Source organism: Aquabacterium sp., from assembly GCF_021768455.1.
In the GTDB taxonomy this organism is placed as follows: domain Bacteria; phylum Pseudomonadota; class Gammaproteobacteria; order Burkholderiales; family Burkholderiaceae_C; genus Aquabacterium.
In genome coordinates this window covers 1-15,405 of sequence record NZ_JAIZVX010000106.1, presented here as the reverse complement: position 1 = coordinate 15,405, position 15,405 = coordinate 1, and the positions used below count along the sequence as shown (strand labels likewise).

The following is a 15,405-nucleotide window of genomic DNA, read 5'->3' as shown; positions in this document are numbered from 1 at the left end:
AAAGCCACCGGCACGCCGATGGCCAGGTCGGCCTGACCGGAGGCGAGCGCCTCCCAGGTGCCCGCCAGCACCTCGCTGCGGATGCGCAGCCGTGTGGGCGGCTTGAGGCTGTAGAAGGCCTCGATCAGATCGAAGATGGGCTCGGGGGCCAGGGCCTTGTCCAGCGCCAGGGTGAGTTCGGCCTCCCAGCCCGAGGCCACGCGCTGCACCCGGTTGGCCACGGCGTCCATCTGCTGCAGCAGCAGGCGGCCCTCCCGGAGCAACTCTTCGCCAGCGGCGGTGAGCCGGGCCTGGCGGCTGCGGCGGTCAAAGAGCAGCACGTCGAGGGCGTCTTCCAGCTGGCGCACGCTGTAAGTCAGGGCCGAGGGAACCTTGCCCAGTTCGCGTGCCGCGGCGGCAAAGCTGCCGGTGCGGGCGATGGTGTCGACCATGCTCAGGGCGTCCGGGGTGAGGGCATGGCGGCGATCGGTCATGGCGGGGCAGGGTTGGGCTTGATGCGTTCAATTACTTTGAATGATGCCATCAGTGGGCCGCAGCCTCGGTGGCGGGGCGGCGACCTACAGTCCATTCACCGCCAGCGCTGTTTGCTGGCCCGACACCGAGGAGCCCTTCATGCTGACCCTGCGCCCATCCGACCAACGAGGATTTGCCGACCATGGCTGGCTGCAGAGCTTCCACAGCTTCTCGTTTGCCGACTATCACGATGTGCAACACATGGGATTCGGCCCGCTGCGCGTGATCAACGACGATGTCATCGCCGCCGGCCGGGGTTTTGGCATGCACGGACACCGCGACATGGAGATCGTGACCTATGTGCTGCAGGGCTCGCTGGCCCACAAGGACAGCCTGGGCAATGGCGCCAGCATCCTGCCGGGTGACGTGCAGCGCATGAGCGCGGGCCAGGGGATTTTGCACAGCGAGTTCAACGATGCCGCGCAGGGCTCGACGCACCTGCTGCAGATCTGGATCGAGCCCACGGTGCGCGGCATCAAGCCCAGCTATGAGCAAAAGCACTTCTCGGCCGCCGACAAGCGGGGGCGCTTGCGTGTGGTGGCTTCGCCGGATGGCCGCGAGGACTCGGTGACCCTCCACGCCGACGCCACGCTCAGCGTGGGCCTTTTTGATGGGGATGAGGGGGCCGAACTGGCGCTGAACCCCGCACGCAAGGCCTATGTGCACGTGGCCCTGGGCGAGGTGGTGGTCAATGGCCAGGCCCTGAAAGCGGGCGATGCCCTGAAGTTCGAGGGCGAGTCGCGCTTGCAGATCGGGCAGGGGCGCCAGGCCGAGGTCCTGGTGTTCGACCTGGCCGCCTGAAGGCCCCACTCGCCATGATCGCCCTGGCCTTGACCTCAGTTCTGCTGCGCTTCCAGCGTGTAGGCAGCGTGCTCGTCCTGGCCAATGGTTTCGACCAGCCAGGGCAGTGCTTCGGCGAGCTTGTCGTACAGGGTGTAGGGCGGGTTGATCACGAACATGCCGCTGCCAAAAAGGCCCATGCCGTCACGTTCGGCGCCCTTGACGCGCAGCGTGGCGTGCAGCCAGTCGGTCTTGGGCAGTTCGGCCGCCATGCGCTTGAGCTGGCCGGGCAGCTGCTGCGCTTCGCGGCGGGCCACCTCGGGATACCAGATGGCGTAGGTGCCGCTCGAGAACTTGGGCGCCGCGTCCTTCAGGGTCTGCACCACACGGCGGTAGTCGTCCTTGCTCTCGTAAGGCGGGTCGATGTGAATCAGACCACGGCGTGGCGGCGGTGGCAGGATGGCACGCAGGGTCGAGAAGCCGTCCTGGTGGGCCACGCTCACGCCCCGCTTGACCGAGGCGAAGTGCTGCTCCAGCAGCTTGATCTCCGTGGGGTGCAGCTCGAACAGGCGCAGGTGGTCGCCTTCGCGCAGCATCTGCGCGGCGATCTGGGGCGAGCCCGGGTACCACTTGAGCTCGTCGCCCTGGCCGTTGACGGTGGCGACCTGCTTGAGCAGACCGCGCACGGCTTCGGGGATGGAGCGGTCCTTGCGCATCGGCCACAGGCTCAGGATGCCGGACTCGGATTCACCGCTTTTGGTGGCGTAGTTGCTGGTGAGGTCGTAGAGGCCGCCGCCGGCGTGGGTGTCCACCACCCAGAATGGTTTGTCTTTTTGCAGCAGGTGCTCAAGCAACTGCACCAGCACCATGTGTTTGAGCACATCGGCGTGGTTGCCCGCGTGGAAGCCGTGTCGATAACTGAACATGGCCCGAGGTTAGCGGTTTTATGACCGATTGCCCCTCGGGTGATGTGACTTTTTTGATCCCCTCACACTCTGCCGGTTTCACGGCTTGAAAGGAACGAACATGAGCAAGAAGATCGTTGTGGTCTATTTCAGCGGTTACGGCCACACCCGGAAGATGGCCGAGTCGGTGGCCCAGGGCGCCGCGGCCACGCTGCTGGCCGTCGACGGCGAAGGCAACCTGCCCGAAGGCGGCTGGGAGACCCTGAACGCCGCAGACGCCATCATTTTTGGCGCTCCGACCTACATGGGCAGCGTGCCCTGGCAGTACAAGAAGTTCATCGACGCGTCTTCCAAGCCCTGGTTCACCCAGCAATGGAAGGACAAGATCGCCGCGGGCTTCACCAACTCGGCCTCGATGAACGGCGACAAGCTCTCCACCCTGCACTACCTGTTCACCCTGTCGCAGCAGCACAGCATGATCTGGGTGGGCACCGGCATCATGCCGAGCAACAGCAAGGCCGCCACCCGCAATGACGTGAACTACGTGGCCTCTTTCAGCGGCGCCATGGCCTCGACCCCTTCCGACGCCAGTGCCGACGAGATGCTGCCTGGCGACCTGGAAACCGCTCGCCTGTTCGGCGAGCGTGTGGCCTCCGTCACTGCCCGTTTCAGCGCCTGAGGAGCCCCAGGCATGAGCACCCCTGTTCGCCTGCTCGCCATCAGTGGCAGCGTCCGTGAAGGTTCCATCAACCAGCAACTCGTCGAGGTGGCCGCAGCCAAGGCCCGCGCCCTGGGCGCCGAGGTGACCGTCGTCGACCTGCGTGCCCTGGCCCTGCCGGTGTTCGACGCCGACCTGCTGGCCGCCCAAGGCTTCCCGGCCGGGGCGCTGGCACTGCGTGACCTGTTCGCCAGCCACGACGGCCTGTTGCTGAGCAACCCCGAGTACAACGCCCTGCCCACGCCGCTGTTCGTCAATGCGTTCGACTGGCTCTCGGTCGTGCCCGCCGATGGCGACAAGCCCGATGGCAAGGCGGTCACGGCGGGGAAACCGGCCGGCCTGCTGGCGGCTTCGCCGGGCGCGCTGGGTGGCATCCGTGCCCTGCCCATCGTGCGCACCTTCCTGAGCACCAATTTTGCGATGGTGGTGGTGCCCGAGCAGCTGGCCTTGCCGTCGGCGCCTCAGCACCTGGGCGAGCCTTCGGCGCTCAAGACCCCGGCGCTCGACCAGGCGCTGGACAAGCTGGTGGCTTCGGTGGTGAAGCAGGCTGGCTGGTTCAAGGGCTGAGTCAAGGGCTGAGTCAAGGGCTGAAGCCACGGCGCACGCCGCCTGTATCAGCAGGGCTCCGCGGTCCGATCAGGGCTGCGGGGCCTTTGTTTTGCGCACGGGATGGAGGAAGTCCTTGAGCACGGCCAGCGTGGCGGCGGGGTCTTCTTCCTGCGGCAGGTGGCCCAGGCCCTCGAAAGTGTGCAGGCGGCAGACCGGGATGTCCCGGCAGAACAGCTCGCCCAGTTCGGGCGAGATCATCTCGTCCTTGGCGCCCCACATCACCAGCGTGGGCTGGTGCACGCGCTTGATCAACGGTGCCGAGGCGCCGAACTGGGCCTGGTCCATGCGCTGGAAAAGCGCCCGGCGGTTGCCGGCACGCAGTGCCATCTCGAAGTAGCGGTTCACCACCTCGGGCGTGACCTTGGCCGGGTCGCCAAACACATTGCGCACGCTGGAGGCCACCACGGGCTTGGGCAGCACGCGCTCCGACGCCCAACGGAAGCCCCGCATGCTGGCCACGCGGAAGGCCATGGGCATGGACAGCACCGAGGGCTCGTAGCCATCGGCATCGATGAGGATGAGCTGGTCGACCCGGTCGGGCGCCAGCACCGCGGTTTGCCAGGCGATTTCGCCCCCCAGGGCGTTGCCGCCCAGGCTCACGCGTTTGACGCCCAGGTTGTCGAGCAGGCGCAGCACGAAGCGGGTGTAGGCGTCGATGCGGTAGTCGCCCTGTGGGCTGGGGCCGGTGAGGCCAAAGCCGGGCAGGTCGACGGTGATGACGCGGCGCTCGGTGTCGAGTGCACGCTGCCAGCCTTCGAAGGTGTGCAGGCTGGAGGCCATGCCGTGCAGCAGGACCAGCGGGGTGGGGTCGTCGCGCGGACCCGTGTCGCGCACGTGCACCTGCATGCCATCGAGCTCGACGAAGGTGGAGGGCGGTTTGGCCCAGCGGGCAACGAGCTGGCCCAACTGGCGGTCGGGCTCCCAGGTCGCCCAGACGGCCATGGCCAGGCCCGCGCCGAGGCACACGGCGATCCACCACAGGCGTTTGAACCACTTCATGCGCGCATCATGCCGCGCTTCGGGCCTCCGTTTGCGGCCTGTTCATTTTCCGCATCTGCCTGACCACCAGGGGTTGATACCAACTTGCCAAAACGCGCACGACCTTGTCCAGAAATTTGGCGTCGGGCCCCACCAGCACGCGGCGGGCGTTCTTCTCCACGGCGGCCAGGATCTGCTGTGCGGCCGATTCGGCCGTGGTGGTGCTGATCATCTTGTTGGCGCGGCGCTTCTGCCGCTCGATGCTGGCGCCTGTGACCTTCTCCATGCTCGGATCGATCTTGCCCGCCATGGCGATGTTGGTGGCAATGCCGCCCGGGTGCACGCAGGTCGCGCTGACGGGCGCGCCTTCGAGTTCCAGCTCCATACGCAGGGCCTCGGTGTAGCCGCGCACGGCAAACTTGCTGGCGTTGTAGGTGCCCTGGCTGGGGATGGCCATCAGCCCGAACAGGCTGGAGGTGTTGACCACGTGACCGTCGCCCGAGGCCTTGAGGTGGGGCAGGAAGGCCTGGGTGCCGTGCACCACGCCCCAGAAGTTGATGCCCATGATCCATTCGAAGTCGGCGATCTGGGCGTGCTCTACCGGCACCGTGAGCGAAACCCCGGCGTTGTTGAAAATGAGGTTGACCTGACCGTGGTCCCGCACCACCTGGTCGGCCCAGGCGAACACGGCCTGGCGGTGGGCCACATCGAGCCGGGTGAGCGTGACGCGCACGCCGTGGGCACCCGCCAACTGGGCGGTCTTGGCCAGTTCGGCTTCGTTCACATCGCTTAGGGCGAGGTGGCAGCCCCGCTTGGCCAGTTCGATGGACAGGGTGCGGCCCATGCCGGAGGCGGCGCCAGTGATGGCGGCAACCTTGTTCTGGAAGGATTTCATGGTGGGCGGGAGGGGGGCGAGGCCGAAGGTGGCGGGTGTCAGGCCCGTTGGGCCTGGGCGGTCGTGCGGGCGATCCAGTCGCCGCACTCGGTGAGGGTCTTGCGGGCTTCGGGCAGCATCAGCATCGTGGGCCACACATGGGGCATCCTGGCCTTGAGGTGCAGTTCGCTCCGGACGCCTGCTGCCTGGGCCTTGTTGTGCACGCGGGTCGAGTCCGACAGCAGGATCTCGTGCCGGCTGGCGTGGATCATCAGCGGAGGCAGGCCCTTCAGGTCGGCGAACACGGGCGAGGCCAGCGGGGTTTGGGCCGGTGCCCCGGCAAGGTAGAGCGCTGCCGCCTCGGGCAGCGACTCGGGGTTGAACATGACGTCCGCGTCGGCCAGGGTGCGCATGGTTTCGCCCGAGCAGGACAGGTCGGTCCAGGGCGAAAACAGCACGGCGCCGGCGGGCAGGGGCAGGCCCTGGTCGCGTGCGGCCAACAGGGTGGCGAGGGCCAGTCCGCCGCCGGCTGAATCACCGGAAAAGACCACGTCGGCCGGGGAGGTGCCCTGGCTCAGCAATGCTTTCCACCATGCCAGGGCGTCGTCGACCGCGGCGGGGAAAACGTGTTCGGGCGCCATGCGGTAGTCGACCGAGAGCACGCGCGCTTCGGCCGTGCGGGCCAGGTAGGCGCAGGTGGGGCGGTGGGTGTCGAGCCCGCAGAAGAAGTAGCCGCCGCCGTGGAAATAGACCACGGTGCGCCGGGGCTGGGCCACGCTCAGCCATTCGGCCGGACACAGGCCCGCGTCAGGCTGGGCGGCCACCGGCGTGTGGGTGATGGACGCGGGTGGGGGCGGATAGGACCTGGCCATCTTGCTGACCGTGTACCGGGCCTTGGCCACGTCCAGCGGGCCGCGGCCACCGCGCTTGAACTTCCAGCGCAGAAAGAGGTTGGTGATGACGGCCTGGATGCTCATGCGGTGGTCACTTTGTAGGGCTTGGTGGAGAAGCGGCGGGTCTTGAGCCGATAGGCGAAGGTGAAGCCCGGCCACAGCGTGGTGTTGCGACCCTGTTCGTTGAGGTACCAGCTCTTGCAGCCCGATTGCCACACGGTCTGGCGCAGCGCTTTCTGCACGCCTTCGACGAAGGCGGTCTGCGCCTGGGCCTGGACCTCGAGCGCCTGGATGCGTTCCTGCTTCATGGTCTGGATGGCCCGGGTGATGTAGTGGGCCTGCGACTCGATCATGAAGACCATGGAGTTGTGCCCCAGGCCGGTGTTGGGCCCCATCAGCATGAAGAAGTTGGGGAAGCCCGCCACGGCCACGCCCAGGTAGGCTTCAGGGCCCGATTTCCAGGCGTCGGCCAGGTCGATCCCACCTTTGCCGAACACCGTGCGCGCCGGGATCGGGTCCTGCACCTTGAAGCCGGTGCCGAAGATGATGGCGTCGACCTCGCGGGTCTGGCCATCGTGGGTGCGCACGCCGGTGGGTGTGATGGCGGCGATGCCTTCGGTGACGACCTCGACGTTGGTGCGCGCCAGGGCAGGGTAGTAATCGTTGGAGATCAGCAGGCGCTTGCAGCCCGGGGTGTAGTCGGGCGTGACCTTGGCCTGCAGGGCCGGGTCCTTGATGGCCTGGCGGATCTTGTGCTTGGCCACCTTGGCCACCAGGCCCATCCACTCCGGTTTGAACTTGAAGGCCAGGAAGCGCACCTCCAGCGTCCAGTAGAGCTTGATGCGTTCGATGCGCTGACGCCAGGGGTTGGCGGCAAAGTCGGCACGCTCTTCGGGCTTGAGCGGCCGGTCTTCCTTGGGCACCACCCAGGCGGGTGTGCGCTGGTGGTAATACAGCCTGTCGACCAGGGGTGCGATGGCGGGCACGAACTGGATGGCGCTGGCACCACTGCCGATCACGGCCACGCGCTTGCCGACCAGGTCGTAGCCGTGCTGCCAGGTGGCCGAGTGAAAGACCTCGCCCTGAAAGGTGCCCAGGCCCGGCAGGTCGGGGATCATGGGGTTGCTCAGCCCACCCATGCCCGACACCAGCACCTGGGCCTCGAAGACGCGGCCGTCTTCGGCGGTCACCACCCAGAGCTGGCGGGCGTCGTCATAGCGGGCGCCGACCAGCTTGGTGCGGAAGCGGATGTGGCGCAGCAGGTCGAACTGCTCGGCCACCCGCTTGAGGTAGGCAAAGATTTCCGGCTGGGGTGCGAACATGCGCGACCAGTTCGGGTTGGGTGCAAAACTGAAGGAATACAGGTGCGATGGCACGTCGCAGCCGCAGCCGGGGTAGGTGTTGTCGCGCCAGGTGCCGCCCACCTCGTCGGCGCGCTCCAGCAGCACGAAGTCGTCTTCGCCCTGTTCGCGCAGCTTCACGCCCATGCACAGGCCCGAAAACCCCGTGCCCACCACGATGACCCGGTGCCGCGCCACCGGGACGGCGGCGCTGGCGGCGGGCTGTTTGAAGTCCTGCGGTTTCATCTGGGGAACATCCTGTGGTGGGTTTGATTTTTGACAAGGATCATTGTCAGAATAACTTTGACAATGGTTCATGTCAATATAGACAACCCTATGGACACTGCCGATCAATCCCCCCTCATCCCCGCGCCCACGGCCAAGCGCCGTTATGGTGGCGTGCTGCCCGAAGAGCGCCAGCGCCAGCGCCGCGAAAAGCTGATCGAGGGCGCCATCGAGGTCTTTGGCACCAAGGGCTTTCACGCCACGACGGTGCGCGAGGTGTGCGTGGCCGCGCACCTCACGGAGCGCTACTTCTACGAATCCTTCAAGACCCTGCCGCAGCTCTACCTGGCGGCCTACGGGGCCCTGCGCGAACAGCTGATGCAACGGACCCTGTCTGCCCTGGCCCAGGCCGAGCCCACGCCACTGGGCATGCTGGAGCCTGCGATGCGGGTCTTTCTGGCTTTCATCCGCGACGACCCTCGCCGTGGTCGGATCATGCTGGTCGATTCACTGGGGGTCAACCACGAGGTGGCCGCCATGAGCGGCGCCACGGCGCGCGATTACTCGGCGATGTTGCGCATGCACCTGCACCGGCTGGTGCCAGAGGCCGACCAGGGCAAGGTCAACCTCGATCTGCTGGCCGACGGCATGATCGGCCTGAACGTGCTGCTGGCCGCCCGCTGGATGCAGGATGGTTTTGCCGAACCCATCGACACGGTGGTGCACACCAACCTGCTGCCTTACAGGGGCATGCTGGCCCTGGCCAGTCAATCGACCAGTCAATCGGCCAGTCACGCCGACTGAGGCTCAGTTCGCCTTGCCGCCCGGCTGCAGGTTGGCGGCCAGGGCCTCGCGTTCGTCGAAGACGAAACAGTCGCCGTGCCAGTGGGCGCCGTCGGTGAGCTCGAAGTACTTAAGGATGCCGCCTTCGAGCTGGTAGACGCGCTCGATGCCCGCCTCCTGCATGTAGAGCGCGGCCTTCTCGCAGCGGATGCCGCCGGTGCAGAAGCTCACCACGGTCTTGCCTTCGAACTCGGCCTTGTGCGCCTGCACGGCCTCGGGGAATTCGCTGAACTTGCTGATGCGCCAGTCGACCGCGCCCTCGAAGGTGCCGTAGTCGACCTCGAAGGCGTTGCGGGTGTCCAGGGTGACCACGGGGCGGCCTTCGTCGTCATGGCCCTGGGTGAGCCATTGCCGCAGCACGCCGGGATCGACCGCCGGGGCGCGGCCTTCGCTGCCCACGGCATCGGGGCGGATGGTGGGGTGGTTCATGCGGATGATCTCGCGCTTGACCTTCACCAGCAGCTTCTTGAAGGGCACGGTCGCCGACCAGCTCTCCTTGGGCTCGATCGCCGCAAAACGCGGGTCGGCCCGCAGCACCGCCACCCATCCCCGCACCGCCTCGGCCGGCCCGGCCAGGAAGAGGTTGATGCCTTCTTCTGCGATCAACACCGTGCCTTTGAGGTCGCGCGCGAGCGCTTCGGCGTGCAAATGCTCGCGCAGGGCGGCGGTGTCGTCCAGGGTGACGAAGAGGTAGGAAGAGATGTTGAGCACGGCAGACATGGCGCCATTGTAGAAAAAGCCTGATGCCGTCATGGATTTGATCCTGCGAAAGGTCGCGCACCAGGCCTTTCCAGGCCGTTTTGCGCGCCTGGACATGACCTGGCGCAAGCCGGCGCCGGTGCGGTGCAGCCCCGTCCCTACAATCTCGGGATGCCTTTTGTTCACCTTCGCGCCCACTCCGAGTTCTCCGTCGTCGACGGCACCGTCCGCATCGACGACCTGGTCAAGGCCGCGGCCAAGGACGGCCAGCCCGCCCTGGCCGTCACCGACCTGTCCAACCTGTTCGGGGCGGTCAAGCTGTATTCGGCCGCGCGCAAGAAGGGCGTGCAGCCCATCCTGGGGGCCGACGTGTGGCTGGAGCCGGAAGAGGGCGCCAAGGGGCCGACCCGCCTGCTGCTGCTGATCCAGAACAAGGCCGGTTACCTGCGCCTGTGCGAACTGCTGGGCGAGGCCTGGACGGCCCCAGGTCAGCGCAGCCACGCCTGGGTGCACTGGGATTCGCTGGCGGCCAACAGCAACGGCCTGATCTGCCTCACCGGGGCGGAGTTGGGCATCGTCGGGCAATCGCTGCTCAACGGTGACGTGGCCAAGGCCGAAGCCTGGGCGCGCAAGCTGGCCGAGGTGTTCCCCAACCGGCTCTACATCGAGCTGCAACGGGGTGGCCACCCGACGAACGAGGCCCACATCCGTGCCGCCGTGCCCCTGGCCGCACGCCTGAAGCTGCCCGTGGTGGCGACCCACCCCATCCAGTTCCAGGAGCCCGATGACTTCGAGGCCCACGAGGCCCGCACCTGCATTGCCGAAGGCGAGACCCTGGGCAACCCCAAGCGCATCAAACGCTTCACGCGCGAGCAGCATTTCAAGACCACGGCCGAGATGGAGGCCCTGTTTGCAGACATCCCCTCGGCCCTGGCCAACACCGTGGCGATCGCGCGCCGCTGCGCCTTGACGCTGGTGCTGGGCAAGCCGCAGCTGCCGAATTTCCCCACGCCCATCATGCCCAACGGCGAGCCCCAGCCGATGGACGAGTTCTTCCGGGAGCTGTCTCACCAGGGCCTGGAAGAGCGCCTGCTGCACCTCTTCCCGAAAGAAGACGAGCGCAACGCCCAGCGCCCACTCTACGTCGAGCGCCTGGATTTCGAGATCAACACGATCCTGAAGATGGGCTTCCCCGGCTACTTCCTGATCGTGCAGGACTTCATCAACTGGGCCAAGAACAACGGCTGCCCGGTGGGCCCGGGGCGGGGCTCGGGCGCCGGCTCGCTGGTGGCCTATGCGCTGAAGATCACCGACCTCGACCCGCTGAAATACAACCTGCTGTTCGAGCGCTTCCTGAACCCCGAGCGGGTCTCGATGCCCGACTTCGACATCGACTTCTGCCAGGGCAACCGCGACCGCGTCATCGACTACGTGAAGGACCGCTACGGCCGTGACGCCGTCTCGCAGATCGCTACCTTCGGCACCATGGCCGCCAAGGCTGCGCTGCGCGACGTGGGCCGGGTGCTCGGCATGGGCTATGGCCATGTCGACAGCATCGCCAAGCTGATCCCGGCGCCACCCGGCAAGAGCGTGACCCTGGCCAAGGTGCCGGAGAAGCCCGATCCTGGCGTGATCTACGCCCGCCAGGAGGCGCCCGAGCTGGAAGAGCGCGAGAAGGCCGAGGAAGAGGTCGCCTCGCTGCTGGAGCTGGCCATGCGCGTGGAGGGCATGGTGCGCAACATCGGCATGCACGCGGGGGGCGTGCTGATCGCCCCGGGCAAGATCACCGACTTCTGCCCGCTCTACCAGCAGCCCGGCAGCGATTCGGCCGTGAGCCAGTACGACAAGGACGACGTGGAGGCCATCGGCCTGGTGAAGTTCGACTTCCTGGGCCTGGCCACGCTGACCATTCTGGAGCTGGCCAAGGACTACATCGTCGCGCGGCACCCGGATCAGAAGGACTTCGACTTCGCCAAGATCCCGCTGGACGACGCGGCCACCTACCGGCTGCTGTCCGAGGGCAAGACCGTGGCCGTGTTCCAGCTTGAATCCCGCGGCATGCAGGGGATGCTGCGCGACGCCAAGCCCAGCCTTTTCGAGGACATCATCGCCCTCGTGGCGCTCTACCGACCGGGCCCGATGGACCTGATTCCCTCCTTCTGCCTGCGCAAGCATGGCAAGGAAGAGGTCACCTACCCGCATCCGCTGATGGAGGCCGTGCTCTCCGAGACCTACGGGATCATGGTCTACCAGGAGCAGGTGATGCAGGTGGCGCAGCGCCTGGGGGGCTACTCGCTCGGTGGCGCCGACCTGCTGCGCCGCGCGATGGGCAAGAAGAAGGTCGAAGAGATGGCGCACCACCGCGCCATCTTTGCCGAGGGTGCCGCCAAGAACGGGATCGAAGCCCCGCTGGCCAACGAAATCTTCGACTTGATGGAGAAGTTCGCGGGCTACGGCTTCAACAAGTCGCACGCCGCCGCCTACGCTCTGCTGGCCTATCACACGGCCTGGTTGAAGGCCCACTACACGGCCGAATTCTTCGCAGGGAACATGAGCGTGTCGAGTGATGACACGGACAAGCTCAAGATCTTCCACGACGATGCCACGCAGAACTTCGGCATCACCTTCACCCCGCCGGATGTGAACCAGGGTGAATGGCGCTTTGTGCCCACGGGCAACAAGACCATTTGCTATGCGCTCGGTGCCGTCAAGGGCACGGGGCAGGGGGCGGTCGAGGCCCTGGTGCGCGAGCGCAAGGAAAACGGCCCCTTCAAGAGCTTCTTCGATTTCTGCGCCCGGGTCGATCGCAAGCAGGTCAACAAGCGCGTGGTCGAAGCCCTGATCAAGGCGGGTGCCTTCGACTCGCTCAACCCCCATCGGGCCAGCCTGCTGGCCAGCGTCGGTCTGGCCTTCGAATACGGCGACACCCTGGTGGCCAATGCCGACCAGGGCGGCCTGTTCGACTTTGGCGACAGCCACGCTGCCTCCACCAACGAGCCCGACCTGGTGCCGGCCGAGATGTGGACGCTGAAGGAGCGCCTGAGCCTGGAGAAGACCGCCATCGGCTTCTACCTCTCGGGCCACCTGTTTGACGAGGCCGAGCGCGAGGTCCGCCGCTTTGCTCGCCAGCGCATCGGCGACCTGAAAGACAGCCGTGATCCGCAGGTGGTGGCCGGTATCGTCAGCGAACTGCGCGTGATCAACGGCTCGCGTGGCCGGGTTGCCATCTTCAAGGTGGATGACAAGAGCGAGGTGATCGAGGCCGTGGCCAACCAGGAAACGCTGGACGCCAACAAGGACCTGCTGAAGGACGATGAATTGGTCGTGATCACGGGCAAGGTGCAGAATGACCGCTTCTCGGGCGGCCTGCGCCTGAACGTGCAGCAGGTGATGAGCCTGGCGACGGCGCGTGCCCGTTACGCCCGCTACCTGCGACTGCTGGCACCCGGCGACAAGCTCCCGGTGGCCGAACTGCTCAAGGAATTTCCGCCGCGCCGCGTGCCCGCGAAAGACCCGGATCAGCCCGACACCTTCCAGGGCCTTCCGATCAGGGTGGTGGTGGAGCGCCGCTCAGGCGAGCTCACGGCCCGGGGCGAGATCGAACTGGGTGACACCGCCCGTGTCTACCCCAGCGACGATGCGCTGCAGCGCTGCAAGGCCCTGATGCCCGAGGCCCAGGCCATGGTGGTGTACGGAGAGGGTTGAGCCCGGCTGGGCGGGTTCGCCAATGCCCAGCGCCTGTGCTCAGCGCTCGTGGTGGTGGTGGCGGTGATGACCTTGTTCCGCCAACGCTTCACGCGGCCAGCCCCACCAGCCGTCTCGAAAGACCACACCGGGCACATAGCGCACGGGCGCCACGTAACTCCCTGCATAGGGCGTGACCACCACTGGCGCAGGCGGGGGGGCGTAGACCGGGTCGTAGCGCGTGGGGTAGCTGGGCTGGTAGGCCGCCTGGGCCACCGGCGGGCTGACCATGGCCGGGGTCACCGACACCTGCAGCGGGATGGTGGCACCGGGCGCCTGCGTGGTCTGGGTGCTGTAGCGCTGGCCCCCGTATTCATATTCCACGTTGTAGGCCACGACGCGGCGCTCGTAGGCGGTCTGCTGCTCGCATCGGCGCACGGTGCGCACCTCGGGCTGGCGACCTTCGTTCTGGATGTGGTCACCCAGGATCGCCCCGCCAAAGATGCCCAGGCCCGTGGCCAGGGCGCGGCCGCCACCCTTGCCGATGGCATTGCCTGCAGCCCCACCGGCGATGGCACCGAGCAGCGCGCCCGCACCGTCGCTGCGGCCGGGCACCTGCTGCATCTCGTCATAGCAGGCCTGGCGCGGCACGGCCACATCGGCCACCACCGGGCTGGACGACAGCACCCGCGCCTGCACGATGACGCTTTGGGGGGCGGGCTGGCCGATCACCTCGCCCACGCGCGGCCCGGCCTCTGCCGCCGAAACCGTCATCAGGCCGCACAGGCCCATCAGCAGGGGGCGCAAGCCCGGAGAGGCGAGGGCGGGGGTGAACGAAGACGAGGTCATGAGGGGCTCCTGTGCGGTGGCACGAGGGGCCACCTGGGCATTCAACGGTGTCCACTTTGAAATGGCTGACAGGGTCTCTGGGGGCGCTTTGTAAAGTTGCGTGCCCCTTTGACGTCGTGTTTGGGCCAGGCTCCGGCGCAGGGCAGCAGGTTTTGGGCAGCGCGGGGCCGTAAAATCCTGGGTTTCGTCTTCTCCAACCGATCAGACCATGTCCAAAACCGCCAAGGCCGTGAAGGCCCCTGCCGCCACCAAGGTGAAGGCCGCTGTGGCCGCCACGCCTGCTGCCGCCCCTGTGGTCGCGCCCAAAGCCGCTGCCCAAGTCAAGAAAGTCGTGCTGGCCTACTCCGGCGGTCTGGACACGTCCATCATCCTCAAGTGGCTGCAAGACGAGTACGGCTGCGAAGTCGTGACCTTCACCGCCGACATCGGCCAGGGTGAAGAGATCGAGCCCGCACGCGCCAAGGCCCTGAAGATGGGCATCAAGCCCGAGAACATCTTCATCGAAGACCTGCGCGAAGAGTTCGTGCGCGACTTCGTGTTCCCGATGTTCCGCGCCAACGCGCTGTACGAAGGTGAATACCTGCTGGGCACCTCGATCGCCCGCCCGCTGATCGCCAAGCGCCTGATCGAGATCGCCAAGAAGACCAAGGGCGATGCCATCTCGCACGGCGCCACCGGCAAGGGCAACGACCAGGTTCGTTTCGAACTGGGCGCCTATGCCCTGCTGCCTGGCGTGAAGGTGATCGCACCGTGGCGCGAGTGGGACCTGCTGAGCCGCGAAAAGCTGCTGGCCTACGCCGACAAGCACGGCATCCCGGTCGACTTCAAGAAGCGCAAGGGCGGCGCCCCTTACTCGATGGACGCCAACCTGCTGCACATCAGCTACGAAGGTGGCGTGCTGGAGGACCCGAACTTCGAACCCGAAGCCAACATGTGGCGCCTGACGGTGTCGCCCGAGAAGGCGCCCAATAAGCCGCAGGTGATCGAGCTGACCTACGCCAAGGGTGACGTGGTCGCCATCGACGGCGTGAAGATGTCGCCCGCCCAGGTGCTGACCAAGCTGAACGAAATCGGCGGCAAGCACGGCATCGGCCGCCTCGACAAGGTCGAGAACCGCTACGTCGGCATGAAGAGCCGCGGCTGCTACGAAACCCCTGGCGGCACCATCCTGCTGAGCGGCCACCGCGCCATCGAATCCATCACCCTGGACCGCGAAGTCCTGGCGCTGAAGGACGACCTGATGCCGCGTTACGCCCGCATGATCTACAACGGCTACTGGTTCAGCCCGGAGCGCGAACTGCTGCAAGGCCTGATCGACGCCTCGCAAGAGACCGTCAACGGCACCGTCAAGCTCAAGCTTTACAAGGGCACCATCCTGGTGGTGGGCCGCGAGTCCAAGACCGACAGCCTGTTCGACGCCAAGATCTCGACCTTCGACGACGACGGCGGCGCCTACAACCAGGCCGACGCTGCCGGCTTCATCAAGCTCAACGCC

The 15,405-nt window shown here is 66.5% G+C and carries 14 protein-coding genes; 6 read left to right on the top strand and 8 right to left on the bottom strand.

The features are described 5' to 3' along the window. A partial coding sequence (locus QZ994_RS13915; RefSeq protein WP_290872682.1) for a LysR family transcriptional regulator occupies positions 1-473 on the bottom strand: 473 nt, incomplete at its 3' end. 139 nt (positions 474-612) lie between these two features. On the opposite strand from QZ994_RS13915, the gene QZ994_RS13910 reads away from it, so the two are divergent. Continuing rightward, positions 613-1,314 (top strand): pirin family protein, encoded by a 702-nt coding sequence (locus tag QZ994_RS13910; RefSeq protein ID WP_290872679.1) that lies wholly within the window; start codon positions 613-615, stop codon positions 1,312-1,314. A 35-nt stretch (positions 1,315-1,349) separates the two neighbouring features. Here QZ994_RS13910 and QZ994_RS13905 read toward each other — a convergent pair whose 3' ends face one another. Then, a complete protein-coding gene (locus QZ994_RS13905) occupies positions 1,350-2,219 on the bottom strand; it encodes a 23S rRNA (adenine(2030)-N(6))-methyltransferase RlmJ (RefSeq protein ID WP_290872676.1) in 870 nt (289 codons plus the stop codon). A 100-nt stretch (positions 2,220-2,319) separates the two neighbouring features. Here QZ994_RS13905 and QZ994_RS13900 point away from each other — a divergent pair, with 100 nt between their 5' ends. Together QZ994_RS13900 and QZ994_RS13895 are read left to right on the top strand one after the other, a co-directional pair. Continuing rightward, positions 2,320-2,877, top strand: coding sequence for a flavodoxin family protein (locus QZ994_RS13900; protein ID WP_290872672.1), 558 nt, complete (start codon positions 2,320-2,322; stop codon positions 2,875-2,877). A gap of 12 nt (positions 2,878-2,889) precedes the next feature. After that, a complete protein-coding gene (locus QZ994_RS13895; protein ID WP_290872669.1) occupies positions 2,890-3,483 on the top strand; it encodes an NADPH-dependent FMN reductase in 594 nt (197 codons plus the stop codon). A 69-nt stretch (positions 3,484-3,552) separates the two neighbouring features. On the opposite strand, the gene QZ994_RS13890 is transcribed toward QZ994_RS13895, so the two are convergent. From QZ994_RS13890 to QZ994_RS13875, 4 genes are read right to left on the bottom strand one after another with little or no spacing between them, the layout of a single operon-like run. Beyond that, complete coding sequence (locus QZ994_RS13890; protein WP_290872666.1) at positions 3,553-4,524, bottom strand: alpha/beta hydrolase; 972 nt, start codon at positions 4,522-4,524, stop codon at positions 3,553-3,555. A gap of 7 nt (positions 4,525-4,531) precedes the next feature. Then, a complete protein-coding gene (locus tag QZ994_RS13885; RefSeq protein ID WP_290872663.1) occupies positions 4,532-5,398 on the bottom strand; it encodes an SDR family oxidoreductase in 867 nt (288 codons plus the stop codon). Positions 5,399-5,436: 38 nt separating this feature from the next. Continuing rightward, complete coding sequence (locus QZ994_RS13880; RefSeq protein WP_290872660.1) at positions 5,437-6,354, bottom strand: alpha/beta hydrolase; 918 nt, start codon at positions 6,352-6,354, stop codon at positions 5,437-5,439. After that, positions 6,351-7,856, bottom strand: a complete 1,506-nt coding sequence (locus tag QZ994_RS13875; protein ID WP_290872657.1) for an NAD(P)/FAD-dependent oxidoreductase — start codon at positions 7,854-7,856, stop codon at positions 6,351-6,353. Before QZ994_RS13875 ends, QZ994_RS13880 begins: the two co-directional genes overlap by 4 nt. A 90-nt stretch (positions 7,857-7,946) precedes the next feature. On the opposite strand from QZ994_RS13875, the gene QZ994_RS13870 reads away from it, so the two are divergent. After that, positions 7,947-8,639 carry a TetR/AcrR family transcriptional regulator gene (locus QZ994_RS13870; protein WP_290872653.1) on the top strand — a complete coding sequence of 231 codons (693 nt, stop codon included), beginning with the start codon at positions 7,947-7,949 and terminating at the stop codon, positions 8,637-8,639. 3 nt (positions 8,640-8,642) lie between these two features. Here the strand turns inward: QZ994_RS13870 and QZ994_RS13865 are convergent, their stop codons facing one another. Next, positions 8,643-9,398: a sulfurtransferase gene (locus QZ994_RS13865; RefSeq protein ID WP_290872650.1), complete on the bottom strand. Its 756-nt coding sequence runs from the start codon at positions 9,396-9,398 to the stop codon at positions 8,643-8,645. Positions 9,399-9,548: 150 nt separating this feature from the next. Between QZ994_RS13865 and dnaE the strand changes: the two genes are divergently transcribed. Continuing rightward, entirely contained in the window at positions 9,549-13,082 is a 3,534-nt protein-coding gene (gene dnaE / locus QZ994_RS13860; RefSeq protein ID WP_290872647.1) for a DNA polymerase III subunit alpha, read from the top strand. A 39-nt stretch (positions 13,083-13,121) separates the two neighbouring features. On the opposite strand, the gene QZ994_RS13855 is transcribed toward dnaE, so the two are convergent. Beyond that, positions 13,122-13,910 carry a hypothetical protein gene (locus QZ994_RS13855; RefSeq protein ID WP_290872644.1) on the bottom strand — a complete coding sequence of 263 codons (789 nt, stop codon included), beginning with the start codon at positions 13,908-13,910 and terminating at the stop codon, positions 13,122-13,124. A gap of 208 nt (positions 13,911-14,118) precedes the next feature. Here QZ994_RS13855 and QZ994_RS13850 point away from each other — a divergent pair. Continuing rightward, the coding region (locus tag QZ994_RS13850; RefSeq protein WP_290872641.1) for an argininosuccinate synthase at positions 14,119-15,405 on the top strand (1,287 nt) is incomplete at its 3' end.